Here is a 25,181-nt window from a genome sequence, read left to right as displayed (position 1 = left end):
GATGCCCGCGGTCACCGACCGCACGCTGGTCGTCGGGGAGGCGCTGGTCGACCTGACGCGTGACTCCGGCGGCCACGAGTCGGCGCACCCTGGCGGCTCTCCGCTCAACGTCGCCGTCGGGCTCGCGCGTCTCGGCCTCCCGACGGTCCTCGCCGCGCAGGTCGGCGACGACGAGTACGGCGAGCTGCTGCGCGACCACGTCGACGCCTCCGACGTCGACCTGCGCTCGCTGCCTCCGCACCACGGAGACAGTGCGGTCGCGGTGGCCCAGCTCGACGACCACGGCGTGGCGACGTACCACTTCGAGCTGACGTGGGACCCGTCCGAGATGCCGGGCCCGGCCGGCTTCGCGCTCCTCCACGTGGGATCCATCGGCGCGGCGCTCCGACCCGGAGCCGACGCTGTCGAGCGCCTGGTCGAGGAGGCGGTCGCCGCGGGCGTCCCGGTCTCGTACGACCCCAACGTCCGACCCGCCATCACCCCCGACCTGTCCGACGTCCGCGAGCGCGTCGACCGGATCGTGCCGCGGGCCGCGTTCGTCAAGCTCAGCGACGCTGACGCCGCCGAGCTCCGCCCCGACCTGGACCCCGCCGCCTACGCCGCCCGGATCGCAGGTGAGGGTCCCCGGCTCGTCGCACTCACCCGCGGCGGGGACGGGGCGACCCTCTACAGCGGCGGCGAGTCCGTCGAGGTGGCGCCTCCGCCGATCACGGTCGCTGACACGATCGGTGCCGGCGACTCCTTCATGGCGGCCCTGCTGGCCGGCATCCTCGTCCGCGGCTGGACGGAGCGGCCGGCGTTCGACGAGGAGGCGCTGACGTGGCTCGGCGAGCTCGCGGTCCATGCCTCGGCCGTCACCTGCTCTCGCCCGGGCGCGGACCCTCCGCACCTCAAGGAGCTCCCCGAGCTGCTCGCGTGACCGGGACGTCGCAACGCCTGCCTACGATGGAAGGGTGACCGACCGGATCGCCAGGCTCGACAGCGGACTCAGCCTCGCCTACGAGACGTTCGGCGATCCGGACGACCAGACTCTGCTCCTCGTGATGGGGCTCGGCTGCCCGATGAACTGGTGGCGGACCGAGTTCTGCGAGTCCCTCGCCGACCACGGCTTCCACGTCGTCCGGTACGACTCCCGTGACGTGGGCCGCTCGACCCGGTTCGACCGCGCCCCCGTGACCCGCGCCCAGGTGGTGTCGACGTTCACAGGGCTGCGGCGTGACGTGCCGTACGCGATGACGGACCTCGCCGCCGACGCCGTCGGCCTCCTGGACGCGCTCGGCGTCGACGCCGCTCACGTCGTGGGCCAGTCGATGGGAGGGATGGTGGCCCAGACGGTCGCCGTCGAGCACCCCGACCGCCTGCGTTCGCTGACCTCGATCATGTCGACGACCGGCCGCCGTACGGTCGGGTGGCAGCACCCTCGACTCCTCGGGATGCTGCTCGGTGCCCCCGGTGAGGGCGAGGAGGCATACGTCCGGCGCTCCGTACGCAGCGCTCGTGCGATCTCGAGCCGCCAGTTCGCTCTCGCGCCCGAGGCCGTCGAGGCGCGCGCCCGCGAGACGTACGCCCGGGGTTGGTCGGTCGAGGGCACAATGCGTCACATGCTCGCCGTGATGACCCAGCCAGACCGCACCCGCGCGCTCGCCTCCGTCGCCGCACCCACGTTGGTGATCCACGGCAGCGCGGACCCCATGGTGCACCCGTCCGGCGGCCGCGCGACTGCCGCTGCCGTCCCGGGCGCCGAGCTGCTGATGGTTCCCGGCATGGCGCACGAGATCCCGGTCGATCTCGAGGGACTCTTCGCCGCATCGATCGCCCGGACAGCGCGGAGGGCTCATGCACACGCGCGGTGATGCCGTCGTCCGCCGGCGTGAGGACGGCGCGCTGGAGCTCCGTGTCAACGGCGTGTTCGTCATGGACGACGTCGAGACGACCTCGGAGCGTCTGCTCGCTCGTACGGCCCTGGCGGGTGCGGCCGACCCGCGCCACGTCGTGGTCGGCGGCCTCGGCATGGGGTTCACGCTGCGGGAGATCCTCACCGACCGACGGGTCAGGCAGGTGACGGTCGCCGAGCTCGAGCCGGCGATCCCCGCGTTCATGCGCGAGGGGACGTTGCCGGGAGCCGATCTCCTCGACGACCGACGGGTGGGCCTCCACGTCGGGGACGTGCGCGACGTCGTCGGCGACCTCGCGCCGCGGAGCGTCGACGTGATCCTCCTCGACGTGGACAACGGTCCCGACTTCCTGGTGAACGACAGCAACGCCGACCTGTACGGAGCGCCCTTCATCGCGACCTGTGCCGAGCGTCTGCGCGACCTCGGCGAGCTGTGCATCTGGTCGATGGACGACTCGGCCGCGGTCCGCGAGGCCCTCGCGGCGTCGTTCGCCCACGTCTACGCCGAGCGCGTCCCCGTACGCCTCCAGGGTCGCGCCGAGGCGTACTGGCTCCTGAGGGGCCGCGTCCCACGACGGTGACCCCGCGCCCGCCCGTACGTCGGGCCGGATAATCTCGCTCTCATGAGCACTGAGACCGAGTACCGCATCGAGCACGACACCATGGGCGAGGTCAAGGTGCCCGCCGACGCTCTCTACAAGGCCCAGACCCAGCGCGCCGTCGAGAACTTCCCGATCTCCGGCAGCACGCTCGAGCCGCAGCACATCCGCGCGATCGCCCTGGTGAAGCTGGCCTGCGCGAAGGCGAACGCCGAGCTCGGTGTGATCGACCAGGACGTCGCCGACGCGATCGTCGCCGCGGCCCAGGAGGTCGCCGCCGGCGACCACGACGACCAGTTTCCGATCGACGTCTTCCAGACGGGGTCGGGCACGTCGAGCAACATGAACATGAACGAGGTGCTCTCGACCCTCGCGACCCGCCGCCTGGGCCGCGATGTCCATCCCAACGACCACGTCAACGCGTCGCAGTCGTCCAACGACACGTTCCCCACCTCGATCCACGTGGCCGCGACCGAGGCCGCGATCAACGACCTGATCCCGGCGCTCGACCACCTCGCTGCCGGTCTCGCCGCGAAGGGCTCGGAGTGGTCCGAGATCGTGAAGTCCGGGCGTACGCACCTCATGGACGCGACGCCGGTGACTCTCGGCCAGGAGTTCAACGGCTACGCCGCCCAGGTCCGTCGTGGCATCGAGCGCGTCGAGTCCGCTCTCCCCCGCGTGGCGGAGGTCCCGCTCGGCGGGACGGCCGTCGGCACCGGGATCAACACGCCGGCGGGCTTCCCGCAGCGCGTCATCGAGATCCTCGGCGAGGAGACCGGCCTGCCTCTTACGGAGGCGGTCGACCACTTCGAGGCGCAGGGCGCGCGCGACGGGCTCGTCGAGCTGTCCGGCCAGCTGAAGACGATCGCGGTCAGCCTCGTCAAGATCAACAACGACCTGCGCTGGATGGGCTCCGGCCCGCGCACCGGTCTCGGCGAGCTCAACCTCCCCGATCTCCAGCCGGGCTCGAGCATCATGCCGGGCAAGGTCAACCCGGTCATCCCCGAGGCCGTGCTCATGGTGTGCTCGCAGGTGATCGGCAACGACACCGCGATCACGTTCGCGGGCCAGTCGGGCTCGTTCGAGCTCAACGTCCAGATGCCGGTGATGGCCCGTGCGCTCCTGGAGTCGATCCGCCTGCTCTCGAACTCGTCGCGCGTGCTCGCCGACAAGTGCATCGCCAGCACGGTGCCCAACGCCGAGCGCTGCGCGGAGCTGGCCGAGTCGTCGCCGTCGATCGTGACGCCGCTCAACAAGTACATCGGCTACGAGAACGCCGCCAAGGTCGCCAAGACGGCGCTCAAGGAGCAGAAGACGATCCGCCAGACGGTGCTCGACATGGGCTACGTGGACGAGGGCCTCGTGACGATCGCGCAGCTCGATGCAGCTCTCGACGTACTCTCCATGACGCATCCCTGAGCTGGCCGGGTGACCCGCGGGCGCCAGAGGGCGACCCGCGGACGCCAGAGGGCGACCCGCGGGCGCCAGAGGGTGACCCGCGGACGCCAGAGGGTGACCCGCGGACGCCAGAGGGTGACCCGCGGGCGCCAGAGGGTGACCCGCGGGCGCCAGAGGGTGACCCGCGGACGCCAGAGAGTGACCCGCGGACGCCAGAGAGTGACCCGTGGTCAGTCGATGCGGCGCGCGACCTGGTAGCCGTCGCGGTCGAGCACGGTCTCCCAGCTCGTGCCCGGGTGCCGCTCTTGTGCGTACGCCGCAGCGTCTGGCGCCTGCCCGCCCCAGCTCGTGAAGGCGTCGATCACCATCCAGTCGGGGACCGCGTCACCTACGGTGCCGGTCCAGTAGACCGTGCGGTCGCTGGTCAGGTGGGTGATCAGGCCGATGTCGGTCTCGACCTTCGCCCCCTCCGGCACGAGCGCCAGGACCTCCTCGGCGGCGGCGGCGCGCGGACTCGCCTCGTAGGTCTCCGCCTCCGCCAGCCGCGCCAGGGGGAACTGTGACACGAGTGCCAGGGCGACGCCTGCTACCAGTGCGGGGACGTGGGTGGCGTAGCGGCGGAGCCAGGTCGGCGACGCCCAGGTCCACCGACTCCTCTCCTCGGCCTCTTCCGCGGCCCGCAACCGCGCGATCGCGTCGAGCATCGCCACGAACACGATCGGCATGATGACCAGGCCGTAGTGCCAGTCGGTGCCCCAGTAGTACTCGTTGTCCCCGACGAAGCGCCACAGCAGCGTAGGCCCAGCCACGAGGACCCAGGGCGACCTCAGCGCGAGGAAGCCCGTGACGCCGAAGGTCGCGATCAGCGTCGGGAGCTTGAGGTCCCACCCCGCCCAGAACGTCGCCCACGGCCCCGGGCCGCCCTCGCCGCCCGCTCCGATCACGCCGACGTAGTCGTAGCCGCCGCCGGGGTTGAACGACGGGATCACGACCAGGAGCGTCAGCGCGAACCCGCAGAGCCCGATCACGGCCGTCGCGGCGCCGATCCGGCGGGCACCGGAGAGGGCGAGGACGATCCCGACCGCGAGCACGGTCAGACCCAGGTCTTCCTTGACGAGCAGCAGCGGCAGGGACCATGCGGCCGCTGTCCACCACCGGCGCTCGAGATAGGCGACGCCGGAGAGGGCCAGGAAGACGGCGGCGAAGGCCACCTCGTGGAAGTCGACCCACACCGCGGAGGCGATGCCGAACGACACCCCGTACGCCAGTCCGACCGCGAGGCCGGCGGCAGAACCGAGGAGGCGGACCGCGCCGCGCGCGATCACCCACACCGACAGCGCGATGAGAACGGCCTGCGCGACGAGCAGGGTCCGGCCGTCGGGGAAGACGCGGTAGAACGGGGCTACGAGCGCGGTGACGGGCGAGAAGTGGTCGCCCAGGATGTTGTATCCGGGAGCCTTGATGTCGACGATCGGCGCCTCGAGCCTCGAGTAGGCCGCGATCGCCTGCTCGAAGATGGCGTTGTCCCACGACGGCGTCTCGAAGCGTCGGAAGCGGAGCAAGGACACCGCCGCGTACGCCGTGCCGCAGACGACGGCCAGCAGAGCGGGGCCGAGGATGCCGACTGCGCCGGAGCGTCTGCGCGCGCCGACGTCGTCCTCGGTCGAGGGGTCGGTCATGCCGACACGCTATCCGGCGGGGCCAGCGGTCCACCGCGGTCTCCCCGTGCCGATGCCGCGAAGTGGTCACCGAGGAAGGCCAGCTGGCGCGGGGCCATCCGCCGCCAGTAGCCGACGGTGTGTCTGCCGGGTTGGAACCCGCCCGCAGGGCGCCGCTCGAACCCACGCGCGTAGTCGCGGGTGGCGGCGGCGAACGGGTCCGACCGTCCGCAGTCGATCCGCACCGGGATCCCTCGCAGGGACTCCTGCCGCGAGGTCACGTCGACCGCAGCGAAATCGTCCGCGTCGTCGTACGCGCCCGGCGCCGTGTCGGCGTAGTCGCGCCACAGCGCTGGACTCATCACGGCCACGGCGGCGACTCGATCGGGCCCGAGGGAGCCAGCCAGGTGAAGGGCTCCGAACCCGCCCATCGACCAGCCGAGCAGCCCGACGCGGTCGGTGCGCACACCATGGCGGGCCACCAGCGGGAGGAGCTCGTCGACGATCATGGCGGGGGCGTCGTCACCGTCGTCGCGCGCATGCCAGTAGCTCTCTCCGCCGTCGACGCTCACCAGGGCAAAGGGTGGTGTCCGTCCGGCGACCGTTGCCGCGAGAAAGCGATCGAGGCCCAGGTATCCGGGGCTGAACGCGGAGGCGTGGTCGTTGCCCCGGCCGTGCAGCACGACGGCTACCGGCAGGTCCCGGGAGCGCCCTGGCGGCAGTGCGAGGGCCCAACCGCACCGCTGACCACGGCGCGCTGCGGAGCTGAAGGAGCCGGTGAGGAGGCGTCCAGGGCGTACCTGCGGCACGACACCGTCCGCGCCGTCGTCCTCGAACGCGCGGGAGGCGACGGCACCACCGGCGACGAGGCCGACGGTGGCCACACCGCCGATGACGAGACGGCGTCGTGTCAGGTGACGGGCGACGGCGGAGTCCGGCGTACGGCGCATGCGGACATCCTCACGGCTCACGACACCGGTGTCCGGCGAATCAGGATCGGCGTCAGTACCAGCCGTTGGCGTTCTTGAACGCCAACGCCGAGCACGGGTCGCCGAAGCGGTCCTTGATGTAGCCCAGGCCCCACTTGATCTGGGTCGCCGGGTTCGTCTTCCAGTCCGCCCCGGCCGAGGCCATCTTGGAGCCGGGCAGGGCCTGCGGGATGCCGTACGCGCTGGAGGTCGGGTTGTCGGCGTTCCAGCGCCAGTTGCTCTCGCCCACCCACAGGTCGTTGAGGCACCCGAACTGGCCGCTGAAGCCATAGTCGGGGAGCATCGCCTTCGCGATCTGGCGCGGATCGCGGTCCTTCATGCGCGCGGTCCTGGTGGCCATCCGGGCGGCGCGGGCGGTCTTTGCAGCCTGCTGCTTCTTCGCGTCAGCGATCGACGGGCTCGGCGCGGCCTTCTGCGGGGCCGGCCGCTCCCCGGATCGCGAGACCTGGGCGTCGTCACGCTCCGCGGCCCTCGAGGGGCTCGAGCGCGGGTCCAGCTTTTCCAGCCCGGTGACGGACTCCACCTCGGTCGCCGGCGGTGCACCGGTCGCACCGACGGCCGCGCCACCGACGATCGCCGCCGAGGCAGCGACCGCCGCGGCCACGGCGATCCGACCGCGGGGCGTACGGGCGCGGGTGAGGAGCCGTGTCGTCAGCGGTTTGCGTTCGGCCTTGCGTCGGCCGTCCTGGGCACCAGAACGGCGCACGGGCATGCGGGGGTCGATCACTCGTGGTCCTCCGGGGGAAGGAATCGCGGTAAGCGCAACCCCCAGGATGCGCGGAGAACATCACGGGATCAAACAGACAACCAGTGAAAATCCGGTCAGATCGCCCTCTGACCTGCACGAACGGACTTTCCTGAGAATCTGGGCCTACTCCCTCGCGACGGACTCCGCGGCGTGCGCCCCACCCGTGGCTGCGCCCGACGACCCGTCGGCGTCGGACGACGTGTGAGCCCCCGCACGAGCGCTCAGCATCAGGTTGTCACCGGTCTCGGGATCGAAGAGGTGCAGCTTGGAGACGTCGATCGTGAGCTGCGCCTCGTCACCCTCACGCACCCGGGTCGTCGGGTCCAGCGTCACCACGATCTGCTGCTGCATCCGCTCGCCGTCGAGGTCCTTGGCGAGCTGGTCCAGCGTCGACCTGACCTCGGACGGGGCCTCGAACGGGATGTAGGCGTACTGCTCGTTGCCCAGCCACTCAACCACGTCGACCGTGGCCGAGAACGGCACGCTCGCCTCGGGCACCTGGGGCCCGTTGGCGTCTGTGAAGTGCTCGGGACGCGCACCGGCGATGAGGAGCTCGTGCCCCTCGGCCGCCTTCGCCATCTCCGGCGGCATCGTGAACGAGACGAAGGGCAGCTCCAGCTGGTCCCCGTTGGGGCGTGCCGGAAGCATGTTCATCGGCGGCGAGCCGATGAACCCGGCGACGAACAGGTTGACCGGGTCCTCGTACAGCTCGCGCGGCGAGGCCACCTGCTGGAGGACGCCCTTCTTGAGCAGAGCGACGCGGTCACCGAGCGTCATCGCCTCTGTCTGGTCGTGAGTGACGTAGACCGTCGTCACGCCGAGCTTGCGCTGCAACCGGGCGATCTCGGTCCGCATCTGCCCGCGCAGCTTCGCGTCGAGGTTCGACAGGGGCTCGTCGAAGAGGAACGCCTGCGCCTCCCTGACGATCGCCCGCCCCATCGCGACGCGCTGGCGCTGGCCGCCGGACATGTTGGCCGGCTTGCGGTCGAGGAACTCGGTGAGCTCCAGCGTCTGCGCGGCATCGCGCACCCGCTTGTCGATCTCTTCGTCCTTCATGCCCTTCTGAAGGCGCAGCGGGAAGGCGATGTTCTCGTAGACGTTGAGGTGGGGATACAGCGCGTAGTTCTGGAAGACCATCGCGAGGTTGCGGTCGCGCGGCGGCTCGTCGTTGACCCGCCTGCCGCCGATCATCATGTCACCGGACGTGATCTCCTCGAGGCCGACGATCATCCGCAGCAGCGTCGACTTCCCGCAGCCGGAGGGACCGACAAGGATCATGAACTCCCCGTCGGCGACCTCGAGGCTGACATCGTTCACGGCCGGCGCGTTGTCGCCGTACTGCTTGACGATGTTCTTCATCTCGATGGTGGCCATGGTGATCAACCCTTCACTGCACCGGAGGTGAGCCCGGAGACGATCTTGCGCTGGAACAGGAGGACGATGATGAAGATCGGCACCGTCACCACGACGGAGGCCGCGGCGATCGCTGCGATCGGCTGGTCGAACTGCGACGCACCGGTGAAGAACGCCAGTGACGCCGGCACGGGGATCGCCCGTGTCGTGGAGGTCAGAGATATCCCGAAGACGAAGTCGTTCCAGGCGAAGAAGAACGTGATGATGGCCGCCGTGAAGACTCCGGGCGCCGCCAGCGGGACGATCACCTTCCGGAACGCCTGCCACGACGAGGCACCGTCGACCTGGGCCGCCTGCTCCATCTCCCACGGGATCTCGCGGAAGAACGCCGACAGCACCCAGATCGACATCGGCAGGGTGAACGACAGGTACGGGATGATCAGACCGAGCCACGTGTCGTAGATCCCGATCGCGCGCCACATGTCGAAGAGCGGGCCGACCAGGGCGACGACCGGGAACATCGCGATCGCGAGCGCCATCGAGAGCACGAACTTCTTGCCCCGGAACCGCAGCCGCGCGATCGCGTACGCCGCGAACGTGGCGAGCACCACCGAGATGGTCGTGGAGATGACCGAGATGCCGAACGAGTTGACCAGCGCGCTCTGGAAGAGGTCGAACTTGAAGACCGTCTCGTAGTTGTCGAGGCCGGGGTCGTGCGGGAGGAACCCGCCCTGGTTGACGTCGGCGTTGCCACCCTTGAGGGAGAGCGAGAGCAGGTAGACGACCGGTGTCAGCGTGTAGAGCACGATCAGCTCCGCGCCGACGATGGACGACCACGAGACGTGCGGCGCGGTGTCGCCGAGCAGGAGGCCGACGGCGCCGGTGAGCACGAACACGGTGGCCACGATCAGCCAGAGCCAGAGGTCGGGCCGGTCGATCAGGACGAGCCCGGCACCGGCGAAGATCAAGCCGATGACGATCGCGACCAGCGACCACACCACCCGGGACTTCCGTCGCGGTGACATGTCAGTCTCCTCTCACCTGGCTCAGGTCCACCCGGAACAGCTTCATCAGCCCGAAGGCGATGATGAGGACCGAGAGGAACAGCAGCACCGACATGGCCGACCCGAGGCCGAGCTCGACGCGTTGGATCATGGCGTTGTAGACCAGCCCCGACGGCGGGGCGGTGCCGTTGGCGAAGCCCGTCATGATGAACGGGCTGTCGAAGATGCGGTAGGCGTCGAGCGCACGGAAGAGCACCGCGACCATGATTGCGCCGCGCATGGACGGCAGGATGACCCTGGTCAGCCGCTGCCACGCGGTCGCCCCGTCGACCGTCGCCGCCTCGATCGCGTCGTTCGGGACCTGTGAGAGGCCGGCGAGGAGGAGCAGGGAGACGAACGGCGTCGTCTTCCAGATCTCGGCGAGGCAGATGACGAAGATCGAGCCCCAGAAGTCGTCGAACGGGTTGGTGCCTGGGTCGAGGTTGAGCCACTGGTTGACGAACCCGGTCGTCGGCTGGAACGCGTACAGCCATGCGTACGCCGAGACCACCGTGATGATGCCGTACGGCACGAGGATCGAGGCTCGGACGATGCCGCGGGCGACGAGGATGTTGTTCATGACCATCGCGAAGCCGAAGCCGATGACGAGCTCGACGGCCACGGTGACGACCATGATGAACACGGCGACGCCGACCGCACGCCACCACAGCGGGTCGGACAGGACCACGCCGTAGTTCGAGATGCCGACGAGCTCACGGTTGTCGGGGTCGGTCAGCCGGTAGCTGAACAGCGAGAGGTAGAGCGCCCGCAGCATCGGCCACGCGGTCACCAGCAGCATCACGGCGACCGCCGGACCTGCGAGCTTCCAGCCGAGACGGTTCTCGGAGCTCTCAGCCGTGCGTGCCTTCGCCGGGCGACCCTTGTCAGGCGCCGCCTTGGTGGGTTCCAACGTCGTGGGGCTGGTCATCCTCATCGCCTCCCGCTCACAGCAGCGCCTTGCCCTGAAGGACGTCCTCGATGTATCTCTTCGACTCCGCCGGAGTCTTGTCGGGGTTCACCGACGACGGCGGGTGCCAGCTCGAGTAGAGCGCGGTGCTGATGTCGCTCCAGTACGGCGTCATCGGCCGCGCGGCCGCGGCGTCGATGCTCTCGCGCCACAACGGCGCCATCGGGAAGGCCTTGCGCGTCTCCGGCTCGTCATAGATCGCGGAACGTGCCGGCTGGTTGCCCGAGGCCTGGGCGTACGTCTTCTGGCTCTCCTCCGACGTGAGGCACGCGGTCGCCTCGTACGCCAGCTCCGGGTGCTTTCCATAGCTCGACACGCCGATGTTGATGCCACCGATCGGTGGACGGCTCTCCTGGTCGGCGACCGTGCGCGGGTAGCGGACCCAGGCGAGGTCTTCCTTGAAAGGAGCCACGTTGGGATCGGAGTAGAGGTAGGTCCAGTTCACGAGGAAGCCGCCGTCGGCTGCCGAGAACGCGGCGACGGACCCACCCTCGTCCGCGTTCGACAGGGCAGGCGGTGCGGCATCGGACTTGCCCAGCGTGGAGACGACCTCGGCGGCCGCCTTGCCCGCCGGGCTGTCGATGGTGATCTTGGCGTCCTTGCCAGCCTCGGGATCCTCGACGATCTGTCCACCGGCGCCTGCGACGAGGGAGTTGATCCACACGGAGTAGCCCTCGTAGCGCTTGGCCTGGACGCTCACCGTCGTCCCGGTCTTCTCGGCCGCGGCGATGACCTGGTCCCACGTCACCGGTCCGCTCGTGTCGAGGCCGGCCTTCTTGGCGACGGACTTCTTGTACCAGAGGATCTGGGTGTTGGACCAGAGCGGCACGGCGACGAGGTTGTCGTCGTAGGTGGCCGCCTCGATCGCGCCGTCGAGCATGCCCTCAGAGAGCTGGGACTGCTGCTCCTCGCTCATCGGCTCGAGGAAGCCGGCATTGGCGAACTCGGCGGTGAAGGCCGGGTCGAGGCTCATCAGGTCGATCGACGTGTCCTTCGCCGCCAGGCGGCGTACGAGCTGCTCACGCTGCTGGGAGGCGTCGTTCGGGAGCAGCTGGACCTTGATGTCGTAGGCGCCGTTGGACTCCTTGGCGCACTTCATCGCCAGATAGGCCTGGCCACCGGGGGTCTGCTTGCCGTCCTCGCCGGTGACGTACGGGTCGAGGTTGGAGACGTCGGGGTTGATGTACCACGTCAGGGTCGGCGTACCGCTGTCGGAGCCGCCTCCTCCGCACGCCGCGAGAGCGCCAGCCGTGATGACAGTGGCGGCGAGCACCGCGGCCCGCCGTCGAGCCCTCATCCTCATCGACAGCTCCCGTCGTCAAGGGCGCTCGGACGCCTGCGTACGTGACGTCAATACTGAACCACAGCGGTGGGACTTTCGCAGACCGAGAGACCCGGACTTCGCTGCACCAAGCCCGGGCCGCCCGCCAGGTCAGAGGGTCGGATCCTCCAGCATCTCCGTGACCAGCGCCGCGACCGGCGAACGCTCCGACCGGGTCAGCGTGACGTGGGCGAAGAGCGGGTGGCCCTTGAGCTTCTCGACCACTGCCACCACGCCGTCGTGGCGGCCGACGCGCAGGTTGTCCCGCTGAGCCACGTCGTGGGTGAGGACGACCCGCGAGTTCGCGCCGATCCGCGACAGCACGGTCAGGAGGACGTTGCGCTCGAGCGACTGCGCCTCGTCCACGATCACGAACGCGTCGTGCAGCGACCGTCCCCTGATGTGGGTGAGCGGGAGAACCTCCAGCATGCCGCGCTCGATGACCTCCTCGAGCACGTCACCGGAGGTGACCGCACCGAGGGTGTCGAAGACGGCCTGTCCCCACGGGCCCATCTTCTCGGCCTCCGACCCGGGGAGGTAGCCGAGCTCCTGACCTCCGACGGCGTACAGCGGGCGGAAGACCACGACCTTCTTGTGGAGGCGGCGCTCCATCACCGCCTCCAGCCCCGCGCAGAGCGCCAGTGCGGACTTGCCGGTCCCCGCGCGCCCGCCCATCGACACGATCCCGATCTCGGGGTCGAGGAGGAGGTCGAGCGCGACCCGCTGCTCGGCCGAGCGGCCGTGGATCCCGAACGCCTCACGGTCGCCGCGGACGAGCCTGACCCGCTTGTCGGCGGTGACCCGGCCGAGGGCGCTCCCCCGCGACGACAGCAGCACGAGGCCCGTGTGGCACGGCAGCTCCCGCGCGTCGGGGAGGTCGGCGACGCCCCGGTCGTAGAGGTCGGCAACATCCTCTGCGGGGACCTCGAGCTCGACCATGCCCGTCCACCCGGACTCCAGCGCGAGCTCGGCGCGGTATTCCTCGGACGCCAGCCCGACGGCTGACGCCTTGACCCGCATGGGCAGGTCCTTGGAGACGAGCGTGACGTCGCGGCCCTCGTCGGCGAGGTTCTTGGCCACCGAGAGGATGCGCGTGTCGTTGTCACCGAGCCGGAACCCTGACGGCAGCGAGCTGCAGTCGGTGTGGTTGAGCTCGACGCGCACCGTGCCGCCCTCGTCGTTGACCGAGATCGCGCGGTCGAGCGTGCCGTGGCGGACCCGCAGCTCGTCGAGGAGACGCAGCGCGCCGCGGGCGAAGTAGCCCAGCTCGGGATGGGCTCGCTTCGCCTCGAGCTCGCTGATCACGACGACCGGGATGACGACCTCGTGCTCGGCGAAGCGGGTCAGAGCCCGGGGATCGGCGAGAAGCACGCTGGTGTCGATCACGTAGGTGGTGGGGATGTCAGCAGCCACGGCAATCTCCTCGTACGAGCCCACGCGCATCCCCGCGCCGGCTCACTCTCTCGCAGATGGAGCCGGTTGCGGAGCGGCGGGCCCGGGGGCGGGCCGACCTCCCGCCGTGCGCACGGGACCGGCTCCTGTGACGAGCGGTCGGTGGTGCACGGAGGGCCTCCCGGTGCCGTCGGGAGGTGGTCCCGTCGACGAGACGACGGTACGACGCGGGCGGTCCCCTTGGACAGCGACACGCCACCAGGTGGACAGGTCCTGTCAGGCGGGCGGGCGACTCACTGTCCGAAGCGGCGCTCGCGCTCGGCGTACGAGCGGATCGCACGCAGGAAGTCCACCCGCCGGAACGCCGGCCAGAGCGCCTCGCAGAAGTAGAACTCGCTGTGCACGCTCTGCCAGAGGAGGAAGCCCGACAACCGCTGCTCGCCGGACGTCCGGATGACGAGGTCGGGGTCGGGCTGACCCTTGGTGTAGAGGTGGTCGGCGATGTGCTCGACGTCGAGCACCTCGGCCACCTGGTCGATCGTCCGACCCTGCTCGGACTGCTCGCGGAGGAGCGAGCGCACGGCGTCGGCGAGCTCCTGGCGGCCGCCGTACCCCACGCAGAGGTTGACCTCCATCCCGTCGACGTCGCTGGTCGACGCCACCGTGTCCTGCAGGGATCGGGCGATGTCGGGCGGCAGGAGATCGAGGTTGCCGATGAGCCGCACGTGCCAGCGCCGGGAGGCCGTGAGCTGGTCGACGAGGTTCGCGATCACGGCCAGCAGCGCACGGACCTCGGGCTCGGGACGCAGCAGGTTCTCGGTGGACAGCAACCACAAGGTGACGACCTTCACCTCGAGGTCGTCGCACCAGCCGAGGAAGTCGACGATCTTGTCCGCACCGGCCTGGTAGCCGCTCGAGACGTCACCACCGGCGCCCCTGGCCCAACGGCGGTTGCCGTCGACGATCACGCCCACGTGCGCCGGGACCTGGTCGGGGCGCAGCCTGCCGAGGAGCCGGCGCTCGTACGCCGTGTAGAGCAGGTCGCGGACCGACACCGGTTCGTCCTCCCGTGAGGAGTGTTACCTACGCTGGCGTAGGTGCGTTGGCTAGGGTCGACTCGTGACTGAGCACGAGAGACATCCCGGGGCAATCGACGTCGGCGATCGTCTTCGCGATGCCGTCGACGAGATCAAGCCTAGACTGCGCGGCTGGCTGCACGCCGCCACCTGGCCCCTCGCGCTCGTCGCCTTCGTGGTGCTGCTGGTCCTCGCCCCCGGAGCCAGGCCCAAGACCGGCGTGGCCGTCTACATGGCGAGCGCGCTGCTGCTCTTCGGCGTCAGCGCCGTCTACCACCTCGGGCGCTGGGGCCCTCGTGCCGAGGTGCTGCTCAAGCGCCTCGACCACGCCAACATCTTCCTGCTCATCGCGGGCTCCTACACGCCGTTCGCCCTCATCCTTCTCGAGCCCCGCGAGGCGGCCCTGCTCCTGACCCTGGTGTGGACGGGTGCCATCGGGGGGGTGCTGTTCCGGGTCCTGTGGGTCCACGCGCCGCGGTGGCTCTACACCCCGATCTACGTGCTGCTCGGATGGGCGGCGCTCTTCTGGCTCGAGGACTTCGCCGCAGCCTCCTCGACGGCCGTGCTGGTGCTGATCATCGTCGGCGGGGCGCTCTACTCGCTGGGCGCGCTCGTGTACGGGTTGCGCTATCCCGACCCGTATCCGCGCTGGTTCGGGTTCCACGAGGTGTTCCACAGCCTGACGATCGCGGCCTTCGTCGTGCACTACATCGGTGTCTCGCTGGCCGCCTACTCGGTGTAGGCGCCTAGGCTGGCGTCATGACGCACCCCATCGGCCTTCCACCGGGGAGGCCGCTGACGCGTGCCGACCTGGACACGCTCCCCGACGACGGTCGCCGCTACGAGCTCATCGACGGCTCACTGATCATCACTCCCGCGCCCTCTCCGGAGCACCAAGAAGCCGTGCTGGAGCTGACCGTCCTGATGCGGGCGTCGTGCCCGCCGGAGATGAAGGTCTTCGTCTCGCCCCTCGACGTCGTCCTCGCCGAGGACTCGGTGGTCCGGCCCGACGTGGTCGTGGCACGCCGCGCGGACGTCGAGGGCAGGGTCCTCTCCGCGCCCCCGGTGCTCGCCGTGGAGGTCATCTCGCCGAGCACGCGCAGCATCGACCTGCTGCTCAAGCGGTCGCGCTACGAGTTCGCCGGCGCCGGCTCGTACTGGGTGGTCGACCCCGACCCGTACGAGCGGTCGCTGACCTGGTGGGAGCTCGAGGGCGGCGAGTTCGGCGAGATGAAGCGGATCGTGGGCGACGAGTCGGCGACCTTCGAGCGCCCGTTCCCCGTGACGCTGTCGCCGTCGGACCTCCTCGGCTGAGCACCCGGAGGAGTCAACCGCGCAGCTGGGACGGATCGGTCACGGGCCGCTCGCACGCGAAGCCCTGGCACACGTAGGCCGCCGGCGTTCCGTCGACGAGGTCCTTGTACGCGAACAGCGGCACCGGCGTACCGACCGGACCCGCCACCACCACGGCTCCCGGTGACGGGAGCGAGAGAGCGGCGCGGTGGAGCCGCGCCGCCGCCTCGCCCTCGCCCACGACGGCGATCTCCAGCGGGCCGGCCAACAGCGCCTCCGCGGCCGCCAGCGTCCAGCCGGCGAACCGCGGCGACCCGGTGGCGAGGGCGGACGCCGACCGCACCGCGTCCTCGGCGCCGCTGCGGTAGCGGTCCTCCCCCGTGACGGCGGCAGCCGCCACGAACGCCGCCGCCGCCGACGACGTCCCTGACGGCGCGGCGTTGTCCGCGAGGTCGCGAGGGCGTACGACCAGCCGCTGCGCGTCGTCGGCGGTGTCGTAGAACCCGGTCACGCCGGCATCCCCGGGGACCCGGAAGTGGTCCAGCACCGTGTCGAGGAGGCCGGTGGCCCGCTCCAGCCAGACGGCGTCGCCGGTGATGCCCAGGACCGCGAGGTAGGCCTCCGCCACGCAGCCGTAGTCGTCGAGCACGCCGGCGTTGGTCGACGGCACCCCGTCGCGCGAGGTCCGCAGCAACCTGTCGGCAGCATCGGTGTGCACCGTGGCGAGCAGCGTGGCCGCCACGACAGCGGCGTCGCAGTAGTCCGGCTCCTCGAGAAGCACACCGGCCTCGGCCAGCGCAGTCACGGCGAGACCGTTCCACGCCGCGACGACCTTGTCGTCGCGGGCGGGCGCGGGCCGGGTCGCCCGGGCGGTGACGAGACGCTCACGGACCGACGCCCAGCGAGCCGGGTCGTCGGGGTCCTCCCGCAGCTGCAGCGTGGAGGCACCGTCCTCGAACGTGCCACCGGTCGTGACCGACAGCAGCCGGGCGGCCCAGGCGCCGTCCTCGTCACCGAGCACCTCGACGAGCTGCTCCGGGGTCCAGACGTACGTCGCCCCCTCGACGCCCTCGGTGTCGGCGTCGAGGGCCGAGGCGAACCCGCCCTCGGCCGTCGCGAGGTCGGTCAGGAGGAAGTCGGCGGTCTCCCGTACCACCCGCAGGGCCAGCGGCGAACCGGTCTGGCGCCACAGGTGCAGATAGGCGCGCAGCAGGAGCGCGTTGTCGTACAGCATCTTCTCGAAGTGCGGGACGACCCACCCTGCGTCGACGCTGTAACGCGCGAAGCCCCCACCGAGCTGGTCGTACATGCCGCCGCGTGCCATCGCGTCACAGGTGTGCTCGGCCATCGCGAGGGCGTCCGCCGACCCGGTCCGTGCCGCAGCCCGCAGGAGGAACTCCAGGCACATCGACGGGGGGAACTTCGGCGCGCCGCCGAACCCGCCGCGGGCGGCGTCGTACTGCCCGGCGAGGCCGCGGACCGCCTGGTCGAGGGCGTCCGCGTCGAGCGCGGGACCGTCCCCCGCCTCGAGCGCACCGAGGTGGGAGACGACCTGCGCACTGATCCGGTCGACGTCGCCGCGGCGCTCCTCCCAGACGTCGACGACAGCCTCGAGCACCTGCCGGAAGGCCGGCATCCCGTGCCGGGGCTCGGGTGGGAAGTAGGTGCCCGCGAAGAACGGGTCACCCGCCGGGGTGAGGACGACCGTCATCGGCCATCCGCCCTGACCGGTCATCGCCGTCGTGGCCCGCATGTAGACCGCGTCGACGTCGGGGCGCTCCTCGCGGTCGACCTTGACCGGCACGAAGTGCTCGTTGAGATAGGCCGCGGTCGCCTCGTCCTCGAACGACTCGTGGGCCATCACGTGGCACCAGTGGCACGCGGCGTAGCCGACGCTGAGCAGCACGGGCACGTCGCGCTCGGCCGCGAGCGCGAGCGCCTCGTCACCCCACTCGTGCCAGTCGACCGGGTTCTCGGCGTGCTGCAGGAGGTACGGGCTGGTGGCTCGGCTCAGTAGGTTCGCCATGCCCTCAGCCTAGGCACGATCCAGGATGCGCGGCCGCCGATGCTCCGTAGCGTGGGGCATCCAGCACCACCGAAGGAGACCCGATGGCACTCGACACGATGATGGTTCTCGCCGCGAGCTACGACAGCGAGGACGACGCGGTCGCCGACTACGAGGCGGTCAAGGAGGTCTATCGGGAGAGTGGTCTGATCGACACCTACGACGCCGCTGTCATCTCCAAGCACGACGACGGCACGGTCAAGATCGTCAAGAAGCACGAGCAGCCGACGCGCCGCGGAGCGTGGGGCGGGCTCGGGATCGGTCTGGTCGGCGGCGCGCTGGTGGCGCTCTTCCCGGCGGTCGCGCTCGCCGGCAGCCTCCTCGCCGGCGGCGCGGCAGGGGCGGGGGTGGGCGCGCTCGCGGGCCACGTCTCGCGAGGCATGAGCCGCGGTGACCTCAAGGACCTCGGCGAGCTCCTCGACGACGGCCAGAGCGGGCTCGTCGTGGTCGCGGCCACCGACATGGAGGCGCACGTCGAGCGCGTGGTCAAGAAGGCCGCCAAGACGATGAAGAAGGAGCTGCGCGCGGACGAGAAGGCGATCGAGGCCGAGATCGACGAGGCCAGCAAGGCCTGACGGAGCGGCCTCTCGTCGCGTCGGTCACCCGTCGAACGACTGGCCCCGCGAGGCGAGCTCCTCGCCCAGGATGCGCACGGCCTTCGGCCCGACGCCGTGGATCGCGAGCAGGTCCTTGCGTGAGACCGTCGTCAGCTGGTCGTACGTGGTGTAGCCGCTCGACGCCAGCTGGCGTCGAGCCGTACGGCCGATCTCCTCGGGGTACTCGGTCGGGACGGGCGAGTCCTGGGGCGGCATCGCTGAGCTCCTCTCAGGGCCGCGCGTCCCTGACGTCCTCGCGTCCGTGCTGGTGCGCCAGGCGCGCGTGGCGGTGGCCGTACCCGAAGTAGACCACGAAGCCCAGCAGCAGCCAGACGAGGAACCGCAGCCAGGTCTCCACGGCGAGGCTCGCCATCAGCCCGAGGCAGCAGACGACCGCGACGACCGGCACGAGGGGAACCAGCGGCGTACGGAACGGACGTGGCATGTCCGGACTGGTACGACGCAGGACCACCACCGCGATCGAGACGACCACGAACGCGAAGAGCGTCCCGATGCTGACCATCTCCGCCAACACGGAGATGGGCACGAGGCCGGCGAGGAGCGCCACCGCGCCCACCGTGACCCCGGTCATCAGCACCGGGGTGCCCCACCGTGGGTGCACACGCCCGACGACCGGTGGCAGCAGTCCGTCGCGGGCGAGAGCGAACCCGATGCGCCCCATGGCCACGAGGTCGACGAGGATCACCGAGGTGAGACCGGCGACGGCGGCGATCCCGATGAGCAGACCCGCCCACTCCAGGCCGACCTGGTCGAACACGTCGGCGACCGCATCGCTCTCGCTGAGGTCGCGGTAGTCGACCAGCCCGGTGACCACCAGGCACACGCCGACGTAGAGGACGGTGCAGATCCCGATCGTCCCCAGCAGACCGAGGGGCATGTCGCGGGCGGGCTTGCGCGTCTCCTCGCCGAGGTTGGCCACCGCCTCGAACCCGGAGTAGGCGAAGAAGACCACGGCCGCTGCCACAAGCACGCCGGCGATGCCGAACTGCGTCGGCTCGACGCCGGAGATGAACTGCCAGAGCGGTGCGCGGATCCCCTCTGCCGTCCCGTCGGAGCTTGGCTCGGCCGGCGGGACGAAGGGCACCAGGTTCTCGGGCCGGATGTGGAACGCTCCGACCGCGATCACGAAGACGCAGATCGACACCTTGATCACCACGAGTCCGTTCGTGAGCCACTTGGACTCGCGGATCCCGCGGATCGCCACCCAGCCGAGCACCAGCACGATGCCGATCGCTCCGACGTTGACGACCGACCCCTCCTCGGCGAACCACCGGTCCGGCAGCTCGAACACGCCGGCGAGGTAGCCCGACCAGCCTCGTGCCACCACCGCCGCGCCGAGCGCGAACTCGAGGACGAGGTCCCAGGCGATCACCCAGGCGAAGACCTCCCCGATGGTGGTGTAGGCGTACGTGTAGGAGCTGCCCGCCGTCGGCACGGCTGCCGCGAGCTCCGCATAGCAGAGGGCGGCGAGCAGGCTCACGAAGCCGGCGATCAGGAACGAGACCATCACGGCGGGTCCGGCGTTCTCCTTGGCCTGGAGCCCGGTGAGGGTGAAGATGCCGGTGCCGATGACGATCCCGATGCCGAAGCCGATGAGATCACGGGCCTGGAGGTTCTGGCGCAACCTGCCCTCGGAGGCGGTCTGCGCGCCGGCGCTGCCGTCGGCGGTGCCGTCGGCGGGCGGGGCGTCGTTCTGATGGACGACGTCCTCGACCGCCTTCCTCCGTGTGATGCTCATCGCTCGACGGTAGAGTTCCGTCGCCGTTCTGTCAGGGAAGCTCCCTCGTCCTGACAGCCCGTGCGCGAGGTGGCAGGCTGCGTCCGTGCCAAACATGACCAGCAACACCAAGCAGGCGGGCCGCGGCGTCCGCAACAGCAAGGCCCTCGAGACCGGCGCCAAGATCGGCCTCATCGCCTACGGGATCGTTCATCTCCTCATCGCATGGATCGCGATCCAGGTTGCGCTCGGCGGTGGCGGCGAGGCCAGCCAGGGCGGAGCGATGAAGACGCTGTCCGACGACCCGGTGGGCGTCGTCATCCTCTGGATCACCGCGGTCGGGTTCGTGGCGCTCATCTTCTGGAAGCTCTCCGACGCCATCTTTGGCTTCCAGGACGAGGACGGCACGAAGAAGATCGTCAAGAAGGTCGAGGCGGCGGCTCTCGCTGTCCTGTACGGCTTCCTCGCCGTGCTCGCGTTCAAGTCGGCCAGCGGTTCGGGCGGCGGCGGCGGCAACAGCGAGGAGGGCTTCACCGCGCAGGTGATGAGTGCCCCCGCAGGCCGCTGGCTCGTCGGTCTCATCGGTCTCGCGATCATGGCCGCCGGCGCCTACCAGATCTACCGCGGTGTGACCCGCCGGTTCGAGCACGACCTCAAGCCGCAAGCGACGAGCGGCAGCAGCGGCACCGCGCTCGTCCGGCTCGGCCAGGTCGGCTACACCGCAAAGGGCATCGCCCTCGGCATCGTCGGCCTGCTGTTCATCATTGCCGCCATCGACTACGACGCCGACAAGGCGGGCGGTCTCGACGATGCGCTCAAGACGCTCCGCGACCAGCCCTTCGGCCCGGTCCTGCTCATCCTCGTGGCCCTGGGCCTCGCGGCCTTCGGCGCCTACTGCTTCGGCTGGGCGCGCTACGTCAAGCGCCGGTGAGTCCGGCTGCCTAGGCTGCGGGGATGGACTCGCACGCCTGGGACAGCCGCTACACCGAGCAGCCGTCTCCGTTCGGCGACGCCCCCAACGCCACGATCGCCCAGGCGTTGGGGGCGTTGACGTCCGGGGACGCACTCGACCTCGCGTGCGGCGACGGACGTCACGCCGCCTGGCTCGCCGGGCAGGGCTGGCAGGTCGACGCGGTCGACTTCTCCCCCGTCGCGATCACCGCCGCACAACGACGGTGGGGAGACGTCGGTGGTGCGGTGCGGTGGATCGTCGGCGACGCGCTCGCCTGGGAGCCCGGCCGACGGTACGACCTCGTGCTCATCGCCTACTTCCAGAGCCAGCAGCTGCGCACCGTCCTCGACCAGGCCCGGACGTGGTTGACCCCGCGAGGACGGCTCGTCTATCTGGGGCATGCTCGGGAGAATCTCGCCTACGGCGTCGGCGGGCCGCGTTCGGCGGCGGTGCTTCCGACCGTGGCCTCGCTGGCCGGCGCGCTCGACAGCCTGGAGGTGCTCGACCTGCGCCACGTCGAGCGCATCACGCCCGACGGCACCGCGTACGACGTCCTCGCGGTGGCCCGCGAGTTCCCGGCCTAGGACACCTCGTCGGGGCGCTGGACCTGGGCGACGAGCCGAGCGGGCGCCTGCACGCAGTAGGCGTCCACGAGGAGTTCGCTCAGCTCGTCCCAGTCGGTCTCGTCGTCGAGGAGCATCCCGACGACGTTGTCTCCCCACTCCCCGCGGAAGTAGGGCGGGCCGAGTCGCTCGAAAGCCATCAGCTCGTCGCGCTCGGCCCGGAAGGTGATGCGGAACAACCCGTCCTCGCCACCGAACACGTGGGCGACCGTCGCGGAGCCCACGCGCCAGCGGACTCCCACCCAAGCGTCCTCCTCGACGCACGACGGGAGACCTGAGAGCGCCTCACGGATCCGGTCGAGCATCTCGAGGGGGACGTCGGGTCGGGCAGCCACCGCATCACCTTCTCCTACGGGACTGACACTCCGCACTGCCAGTCCCGCACCACCTACGGCGTGAGCCTCCACACCTGCCCGGCGGGAGACCCCGGCGGGTACGACCGACGCGTGTTCCACGCATACGCCGTCGCGTAGAGGCGCGTGCCGCGAGCAGCCAGCGAGCCGGAGCTCGGGACGGCGAACGACGGGCCGGCCCCGTCGACGCGCCGGATCGGTCCCTCGATCTCGTCGACCCACATCACGCCGTCGGACGTCGCCGTGGCTTCGCTGACGGGCCGCGGGGTCACCCAGGTGCGCAGCACCCGTCCGGCGGCGTTGAGCCGGACGACGCGCGTCGGCGCGTTGGTCGACGAGTCCTCGGCGATCACGGCGTAGACACGGCCGTCCGCGCCGTGCGAGAGGGCGTTCACGACGGGAGCGTTGGGCGCGCCGGCCGGCCGCGGGGCGCGGTAGTAGGTGCGCAGCCTGCCGTTGCGGAGCCGGAGCACCGTCTTCGACAGGTTGTCGAGCACGAGGACCTGGCGGCGCAGCGCCACGACGTCACCGGGGTCGGCGCGTCGTCCGTCGAACCTCGGTCTGGCGACGACGCGCAGCTTCCCGCGCTTGGTGACACGGACGACCTTGCCCGCGTACTTGCCGGGGGCGTACGTGCTGAACGTGGCGTAGACCGAGCCACCGGGCCGCCGATCGACCCCCGCGACACCGGCGGCGAAGGTCTCGAACGCCGTGCGGTTGGACGGGAGGCGGCTGGCGACCGTGCGCCGCTTCGTGCCTGCGGCGGTCATCGACCGGATCCGCCCGGTGCGTCCGATGCAGTCGGCATCCGAGGTCCCGCCCGGGGCTGGCGGAGATCGGCAGGCGACTCGACCATCGCGCACAGGAGAGGGTCAGGGACCGCGCGGCTGTTGCCCGGGATGACCCGGGCCGACGGTCAGGCGTCGTCGCGCGGCTCCTCGGCCGACGGGCGAGGACGCTCCGTGGCCGACTCGTCGAAGTCCACCTTCTTCATCTGGTGCGACATGCTGCGCATGAGGAAGTAGAGGCCCACGCACAGCGCGAGGATGATGAAGAGCGCGACCCAGCCGGCAGGCTTGAAGTTGATCTGCTCGGCGGCGGCGAGCACAGCGGTGGACATGCCTCCAGCCTACGCCCGCCCTCAGCGCAGACCGGCGAACAGGTCGTCCTCGGGCACCGACGTCTCCACGAACGACGTCACCAGCTCGTAGTCCTCGGTGGGCCACGCCTCGGCCCGGACCTCCCGGGGGATCGCGAACCAGTGGCCGTCGGGGTCGATCTGGGTGGCGTGGGCCCGCAGCGCGTCGTCGGCGACGCCGAAGTAGTCCGAGCAGGGGACGCGCGTGGTGAGCCGCTGGTCCTCGTCCGGGTCGAACGTCCACTCCTTGAGCCGCTCGCGGTAGACCGGCTCGAGCCCGTGCCGCTCCAGCGCCGAGTCGATCGCCTCGGCGCGGGCCCGGGACCAGCCCCGGTGGTAGTACAGCTTCTGCGGCTGCCAGGGCTCGCCGAGCTCGGGATAGGCGTCGGCGTCTCCGGCCTTCTCGAACGCGTACACCGAGATCTTGTGGCACATGATGTGGTCGGGGTGCGGGTAGCCCCCGTTCTCGTCGTACGTCGTCACGACGTGCGGGCGGAACGACCGCATCAGCGCGATCAGTGGCTTCGCGGCCTCCTCGACCGGTACCAGGGCGAAGCATCCCTCCGGCAGCGGAGGCAGCGGGTCGCCCTCGGGCCACCCGGAGTCGACGAAGCCCAGCCAGTCCTGCTTGATCCCGAGGATCTCTCGCGCCCGGTCCATCTCCTCGCGCCGGATCTCGACGATCAGCTCGGGGTTCTCGAGGATCCCGGGGTGGTCGAAGCTCGGGTTGAGGATCGAGCCGCGCTCACCGCCGGTGCACGTGGCGACGTGGACGTCGACGCCCTCGGCGACGTACCTCGCCGTCGACGCCGCCCCTTTGCTCGATTCGTCGTCGGGGTGGGCGTGGACGTGCATCAGGCGCAAGTTGTCCGGCACAGCAGTCCTCCGGTGGGTCGTGTGGGTCGCTCGGTCACAATGGTGGCATGCCCGTGACCGACCCCGCTCTCTCCACCAGCCGGTACGGAGAACGCCGGACGCTGAGCCGCCGCACCTGGACGGTCATCGCCGCCGTCGGCGTGACGCTCGGCGTCATCGCGGCGTGGTTCGTCGCGCAGGCCCAGGCCGGTGACTCCTTCCAGGCCGACGTCGTCGCGTACAAGGTGCTCTCCGACCACGAGATCTCGGTGACGGTCCGCGTGCTGCACCCCTCGGGCGACCCTGCCTTGTGCGAGGTGGCCGCGCAGGCCGAGGACCACTCGTACGTGGGCGAGGCGACCATCCGCGTGGACCGCACCGATACCGACGAGATCCAGGTCAGGGACGTGGTCGCGACCGAGCGCCGTGCGGTGACCGCGACGGTCGTGAGCTGCCGCCTCGCCGACTGAGGATGCTTGGCCGAGAGCCTGGCTGTTGCTAGGCTCAAGGTTCAGCCCCAGGCGTGACGTCTGGGGTTTGTTACATCCAAGGAGCTTTTCCCATGACGACGTCGAACGAAGAGAAGAACACGGTCTGGCTCACCCAGGAGGCGTACGACCGCCTCCAGGCGGAGCTGGACCATCTTCGTGGCCCCGCTCGCCAGGAGATCACGACGAGGATCGCCGACGCCCGCGAGGAGGGCGACCTGCGCGAGAACGGCGGCTACCACGCGGCTCGTGAGGAGCAGGGGAAGTCCGAGGCCCGGATCCGCCAGCTCGAGGACATGCTGCGCCGCGCCGAGGTCGGCGAGGCGCCCGCTGACGATGGTCTGGTCGAGCCCGGCATGGTCGTGACCATCACGTTCGCCGGTGACGACGACACGGAGACGTTCCTCCTCGGTTCCCGCGAGATGCTCGGGCTCGACGCCTCGGTCGAGATCCAGGTCTACTCCCCGCAGTCGCCGCTCGGCTCGGCGATCAACGGCAAGAAGGCCGGCGACTCCGCGACGTACGCCGCGCCCAACGGGCGCGAGCTGACGGTCGAGATCGTCGACGCCAAGCCGTACGTGGCCTGACCCGCGACCGGCCTCCGACAGAGCCGACGGCACCCGTCGCCCCAGGGCGCGGGTG

At 70.4% G+C, this 25,181-nt stretch carries 27 protein-coding genes; 11 read left to right on the top strand and 16 right to left on the bottom strand.

Annotated features, from left to right (window positions below; translation table 11 throughout):
• The first annotated feature begins 1 nt into the window (after nucleotide 1).
• The 4 genes from KV100_RS14455 to KV100_RS14440 are packed head-to-tail and all read left to right on the top strand — an operon-like array spanning nucleotide 2 to nucleotide 3,912.
• The gene (locus KV100_RS14455; RefSeq protein WP_220343811.1) at nucleotides 2-919 is read left to right on the top strand and encodes a carbohydrate kinase; all 918 of its coding nucleotides are present in this window, start codon (nucleotides 2-4) and stop codon (nucleotides 917-919) included.
• A 34-nt stretch (nucleotides 920-953) separates the two neighbouring features.
• Nucleotides 954-1,853, top strand: coding sequence for an alpha/beta fold hydrolase (locus tag KV100_RS14450; RefSeq protein ID WP_301022211.1), 900 nt, complete (start codon nucleotides 954-956; stop codon nucleotides 1,851-1,853).
• Complete coding sequence (locus KV100_RS14445; protein ID WP_220343809.1) at nucleotides 1,837-2,475, top strand: spermidine synthase; 639 nt, start codon at nucleotides 1,837-1,839, stop codon at nucleotides 2,473-2,475. Before KV100_RS14450 ends, KV100_RS14445 begins: the two co-directional genes overlap by 17 nt.
• A gap of 42 nt (nucleotides 2,476-2,517) precedes the next feature.
• Nucleotides 2,518-3,912 (top strand): class II fumarate hydratase, encoded by a 1,395-nt coding sequence (locus KV100_RS14440; protein ID WP_220343808.1) that lies wholly within the window; start codon nucleotides 2,518-2,520, stop codon nucleotides 3,910-3,912.
• A 209-nt stretch (nucleotides 3,913-4,121) separates the two neighbouring features.
• On the opposite strand, the gene KV100_RS14435 is transcribed toward KV100_RS14440, so the two are convergent.
• The 9 genes from KV100_RS14435 to KV100_RS14395 all read right to left on the bottom strand — a co-directional run bounded on the left by KV100_RS14435 (nucleotide 4,122) and on the right by KV100_RS14395 (nucleotide 14,417).
• Nucleotides 4,122-5,570, bottom strand: a complete 1,449-nt coding sequence (locus KV100_RS14435; RefSeq protein WP_220343807.1) for a DUF2079 domain-containing protein — start codon at nucleotides 5,568-5,570, stop codon at nucleotides 4,122-4,124.
• A complete protein-coding gene (locus tag KV100_RS14430; protein WP_220343806.1) occupies nucleotides 5,567-6,499 on the bottom strand; it encodes an alpha/beta hydrolase family protein in 933 nt (310 codons plus the stop codon). Before KV100_RS14430 ends, KV100_RS14435 begins: the two co-directional genes overlap by 4 nt.
• A 52-nt stretch (nucleotides 6,500-6,551) precedes the next feature.
• Nucleotides 6,552-7,265 carry a lytic transglycosylase domain-containing protein gene (locus KV100_RS14425; protein WP_220343805.1) on the bottom strand — a complete coding sequence of 238 codons (714 nt, stop codon included), beginning with the start codon at nucleotides 7,263-7,265 and terminating at the stop codon, nucleotides 6,552-6,554.
• 144 nt (nucleotides 7,266-7,409) lie between these two features.
• The gene (locus tag KV100_RS14420; protein ID WP_220343804.1) at nucleotides 7,410-8,660 is read right to left on the bottom strand and encodes an ABC transporter ATP-binding protein; all 1,251 of its coding nucleotides are present in this window, start codon (nucleotides 8,658-8,660) and stop codon (nucleotides 7,410-7,412) included.
• Between the two features lie 5 nt (nucleotides 8,661-8,665).
• Nucleotides 8,666-9,664, bottom strand: coding sequence for a carbohydrate ABC transporter permease (locus KV100_RS14415; RefSeq protein ID WP_220343803.1), 999 nt, complete (start codon nucleotides 9,662-9,664; stop codon nucleotides 8,666-8,668).
• A gap of 1 nt (nucleotide 9,665) precedes the next feature.
• The gene (locus tag KV100_RS14410) at nucleotides 9,666-10,610 is read right to left on the bottom strand and encodes a carbohydrate ABC transporter permease (protein WP_220343802.1); all 945 of its coding nucleotides are present in this window, start codon (nucleotides 10,608-10,610) and stop codon (nucleotides 9,666-9,668) included.
• A 16-nt stretch (nucleotides 10,611-10,626) separates the two neighbouring features.
• Nucleotides 10,627-11,952 carry an extracellular solute-binding protein gene (locus KV100_RS14405; RefSeq protein ID WP_220343801.1) on the bottom strand — a complete coding sequence of 442 codons (1,326 nt, stop codon included), beginning with the start codon at nucleotides 11,950-11,952 and terminating at the stop codon, nucleotides 10,627-10,629.
• 129 nt (nucleotides 11,953-12,081) lie between these two features.
• Nucleotides 12,082-13,383: a PhoH family protein gene (locus KV100_RS14400; protein WP_308289423.1), complete on the bottom strand. Its 1,302-nt coding sequence runs from the start codon at nucleotides 13,381-13,383 to the stop codon at nucleotides 12,082-12,084.
• A gap of 272 nt (nucleotides 13,384-13,655) precedes the next feature.
• Nucleotides 13,656-14,417 (bottom strand): isoprenyl transferase, encoded by a 762-nt coding sequence (locus tag KV100_RS14395; protein WP_220343799.1) that lies wholly within the window; start codon nucleotides 14,415-14,417, stop codon nucleotides 13,656-13,658.
• Between the two features lie 64 nt (nucleotides 14,418-14,481).
• On the opposite strand from KV100_RS14395, the gene KV100_RS14390 reads away from it, so the two are divergent.
• Nucleotides 14,482-15,180: a hemolysin III family protein gene (locus tag KV100_RS14390; RefSeq protein ID WP_220343798.1), complete on the top strand. Its 699-nt coding sequence runs from the start codon at nucleotides 14,482-14,484 to the stop codon at nucleotides 15,178-15,180.
• A 17-nt stretch (nucleotides 15,181-15,197) separates the two neighbouring features.
• A complete protein-coding gene (locus KV100_RS14385) occupies nucleotides 15,198-15,752 on the top strand; it encodes a Uma2 family endonuclease (RefSeq protein WP_220343797.1) in 555 nt (184 codons plus the stop codon).
• Between the two features lie 13 nt (nucleotides 15,753-15,765).
• Here the strand turns inward: KV100_RS14385 and KV100_RS14380 are convergent, their stop codons facing one another.
• Nucleotides 15,766-17,757 (bottom strand): thioredoxin domain-containing protein, encoded by a 1,992-nt coding sequence (locus KV100_RS14380; RefSeq protein WP_220343796.1) that lies wholly within the window; start codon nucleotides 17,755-17,757, stop codon nucleotides 15,766-15,768.
• Between the two features lie 83 nt (nucleotides 17,758-17,840).
• On the opposite strand from KV100_RS14380, the gene KV100_RS14375 reads away from it, so the two are divergent.
• Nucleotides 17,841-18,371 (top strand): DUF1269 domain-containing protein, encoded by a 531-nt coding sequence (locus KV100_RS14375; RefSeq protein WP_220343795.1) that lies wholly within the window; start codon nucleotides 17,841-17,843, stop codon nucleotides 18,369-18,371.
• A 24-nt stretch (nucleotides 18,372-18,395) separates the two neighbouring features.
• Here the strand turns inward: KV100_RS14375 and KV100_RS14370 are convergent, their stop codons facing one another.
• Both KV100_RS14370 and KV100_RS14365 read right to left on the bottom strand, forming a co-directional pair.
• Entirely contained in the window at nucleotides 18,396-18,608 is a 213-nt protein-coding gene (locus KV100_RS14370; RefSeq protein WP_220343794.1) for a hypothetical protein, read from the bottom strand.
• Between the two features lie 13 nt (nucleotides 18,609-18,621).
• Nucleotides 18,622-20,151 carry an APC family permease gene (locus tag KV100_RS14365; RefSeq protein ID WP_220343793.1) on the bottom strand — a complete coding sequence of 510 codons (1,530 nt, stop codon included), beginning with the start codon at nucleotides 20,149-20,151 and terminating at the stop codon, nucleotides 18,622-18,624.
• Between the two features lie 94 nt (nucleotides 20,152-20,245).
• On the opposite strand from KV100_RS14365, the gene KV100_RS14360 reads away from it, so the two are divergent.
• Together KV100_RS14360 and KV100_RS14355 are read left to right on the top strand one after the other, a co-directional pair.
• Nucleotides 20,246-21,061: a DUF1206 domain-containing protein gene (locus KV100_RS14360; RefSeq protein ID WP_220343945.1), complete on the top strand. Its 816-nt coding sequence runs from the start codon at nucleotides 20,246-20,248 to the stop codon at nucleotides 21,059-21,061.
• A gap of 23 nt (nucleotides 21,062-21,084) precedes the next feature.
• Nucleotides 21,085-21,666, top strand: a complete 582-nt coding sequence (locus KV100_RS14355) for a bifunctional 2-polyprenyl-6-hydroxyphenol methylase/3-demethylubiquinol 3-O-methyltransferase UbiG (protein ID WP_220343792.1) — start codon at nucleotides 21,085-21,087, stop codon at nucleotides 21,664-21,666.
• Here KV100_RS14355 and KV100_RS14350 read toward each other — a convergent pair.
• The 4 genes from KV100_RS14350 to mca all read right to left on the bottom strand — a co-directional run bounded on the left by KV100_RS14350 (nucleotide 21,663) and on the right by mca (nucleotide 24,051).
• The gene (locus tag KV100_RS14350) at nucleotides 21,663-22,040 is read right to left on the bottom strand and encodes an MmcQ/YjbR family DNA-binding protein (protein WP_220343791.1); all 378 of its coding nucleotides are present in this window, start codon (nucleotides 22,038-22,040) and stop codon (nucleotides 21,663-21,665) included. The genes KV100_RS14355 and KV100_RS14350 overlap by 4 nt on opposite strands.
• Before the next feature lie 53 nt (nucleotides 22,041-22,093).
• Nucleotides 22,094-22,828 carry a hypothetical protein gene (locus KV100_RS14345; protein ID WP_220343790.1) on the bottom strand — a complete coding sequence of 245 codons (735 nt, stop codon included), beginning with the start codon at nucleotides 22,826-22,828 and terminating at the stop codon, nucleotides 22,094-22,096.
• A gap of 146 nt (nucleotides 22,829-22,974) precedes the next feature.
• On the bottom strand, nucleotides 22,975-23,178 hold the full coding sequence (locus KV100_RS14340) for a hypothetical protein (protein WP_220343789.1): 204 nt from the start codon (nucleotides 23,176-23,178) through the stop codon (nucleotides 22,975-22,977).
• Nucleotides 23,179-23,199: 21 nt separating this feature from the next.
• Nucleotides 23,200-24,051, bottom strand: coding sequence for a mycothiol conjugate amidase Mca (gene mca / locus KV100_RS14335; RefSeq protein WP_220343788.1), 852 nt, complete (start codon nucleotides 24,049-24,051; stop codon nucleotides 23,200-23,202).
• A 68-nt stretch (nucleotides 24,052-24,119) separates the two neighbouring features.
• Here mca and KV100_RS14330 point away from each other — a divergent pair, with 68 nt between their 5' ends.
• Complete coding sequence (locus tag KV100_RS14330; protein ID WP_220343787.1) at nucleotides 24,120-24,521, top strand: DUF4307 domain-containing protein; 402 nt, start codon at nucleotides 24,120-24,122, stop codon at nucleotides 24,519-24,521.
• A gap of 92 nt (nucleotides 24,522-24,613) precedes the next feature.
• Nucleotides 24,614-25,126: a transcription elongation factor GreA gene (greA, locus tag KV100_RS14325; RefSeq protein WP_220343786.1), complete on the top strand. Its 513-nt coding sequence runs from the start codon at nucleotides 24,614-24,616 to the stop codon at nucleotides 25,124-25,126.
• Nucleotides 25,127-25,181 lie beyond the last annotated feature (55 nt).

Source organism: Mumia sp. zg.B21, assembly GCF_019550855.1.
GTDB lineage: Bacteria > Actinomycetota > Actinomycetes > Propionibacteriales > Nocardioidaceae > Mumia.
Note: the sequence above shows the minus strand (reverse complement) of the source record. Positions and strands in the feature narration are given on the sequence as shown.

Bases quoted from the DNA above. Each gene is read 5' to 3' on its own strand.
- KV100_RS14385 (WP_220343797.1), top strand. From the start codon at position 15,198: ATGACGCACCCCATCGGCCTTCCACCGGGGAGGCCGCTGACGCGTGCC.
- KV100_RS14430 (WP_220343806.1), bottom strand. From the start codon at position 6,499: ATGCGCCGTACGCCGGACTCCGCCGTCGCCCGTCACCTGACACGACGC.
- KV100_RS14355 (WP_220343792.1), top strand. From the start codon at position 21,085: ATGGACTCGCACGCCTGGGACAGCCGCTACACCGAGCAGCCGTCTCCG.
- KV100_RS14420 (WP_220343804.1), bottom strand. From the start codon at position 8,660: ATGGCCACCATCGAGATGAAGAACATCGTCAAGCAGTACGGCGACAAC.
- KV100_RS14380 (WP_220343796.1), bottom strand. From the start codon at position 17,757: ATGGCGAACCTACTGAGCCGAGCCACCAGCCCGTACCTCCTGCAGCAC.
- KV100_RS14445 (WP_220343809.1), top strand. From the start codon at position 1,837: ATGCACACGCGCGGTGATGCCGTCGTCCGCCGGCGTGAGGACGGCGCG.
- KV100_RS14330 (WP_220343787.1), top strand. From the start codon at position 24,120: ATGCCCGTGACCGACCCCGCTCTCTCCACCAGCCGGTACGGAGAACGC.
- KV100_RS14370 (WP_220343794.1), bottom strand. From the start codon at position 18,608: ATGCCGCCCCAGGACTCGCCCGTCCCGACCGAGTACCCCGAGGAGATC.
- KV100_RS14410 (WP_220343802.1), bottom strand. From the start codon at position 10,610: ATGACCAGCCCCACGACGTTGGAACCCACCAAGGCGGCGCCTGACAAG.
- KV100_RS14340 (WP_220343789.1), bottom strand. From the start codon at position 23,178: ATGTCCACCGCTGTGCTCGCCGCCGCCGAGCAGATCAACTTCAAGCCT.
- KV100_RS14405 (WP_220343801.1), bottom strand. From the start codon at position 11,952: ATGAGGATGAGGGCTCGACGGCGGGCCGCGGTGCTCGCCGCCACTGTC.
- KV100_RS14455 (WP_220343811.1), top strand. From the start codon at position 2: ATGCCCGCGGTCACCGACCGCACGCTGGTCGTCGGGGAGGCGCTGGTC.
- KV100_RS14440 (WP_220343808.1), top strand. From the start codon at position 2,518: ATGAGCACTGAGACCGAGTACCGCATCGAGCACGACACCATGGGCGAG.
- KV100_RS14360 (WP_220343945.1), top strand. From the start codon at position 20,246: ATGACCAGCAACACCAAGCAGGCGGGCCGCGGCGTCCGCAACAGCAAG.
- greA (WP_220343786.1), top strand. From the start codon at position 24,614: ATGACGACGTCGAACGAAGAGAAGAACACGGTCTGGCTCACCCAGGAG.
- KV100_RS14375 (WP_220343795.1), top strand. From the start codon at position 17,841: ATGGCACTCGACACGATGATGGTTCTCGCCGCGAGCTACGACAGCGAG.
- KV100_RS14435 (WP_220343807.1), bottom strand. From the start codon at position 5,570: ATGACCGACCCCTCGACCGAGGACGACGTCGGCGCGCGCAGACGCTCC.
- KV100_RS14415 (WP_220343803.1), bottom strand. From the start codon at position 9,664: ATGTCACCGCGACGGAAGTCCCGGGTGGTGTGGTCGCTGGTCGCGATC.
- mca (WP_220343788.1), bottom strand. From the start codon at position 24,051: ATGCACGTCCACGCCCACCCCGACGACGAATCGAGCAAAGGGGCGGCG.
- KV100_RS14345 (WP_220343790.1), bottom strand. From the start codon at position 22,828: ATGACCGCCGCAGGCACGAAGCGGCGCACGGTCGCCAGCCGCCTCCCG.
- KV100_RS14365 (WP_220343793.1), bottom strand. From the start codon at position 20,151: ATGAGCATCACACGGAGGAAGGCGGTCGAGGACGTCGTCCATCAGAAC.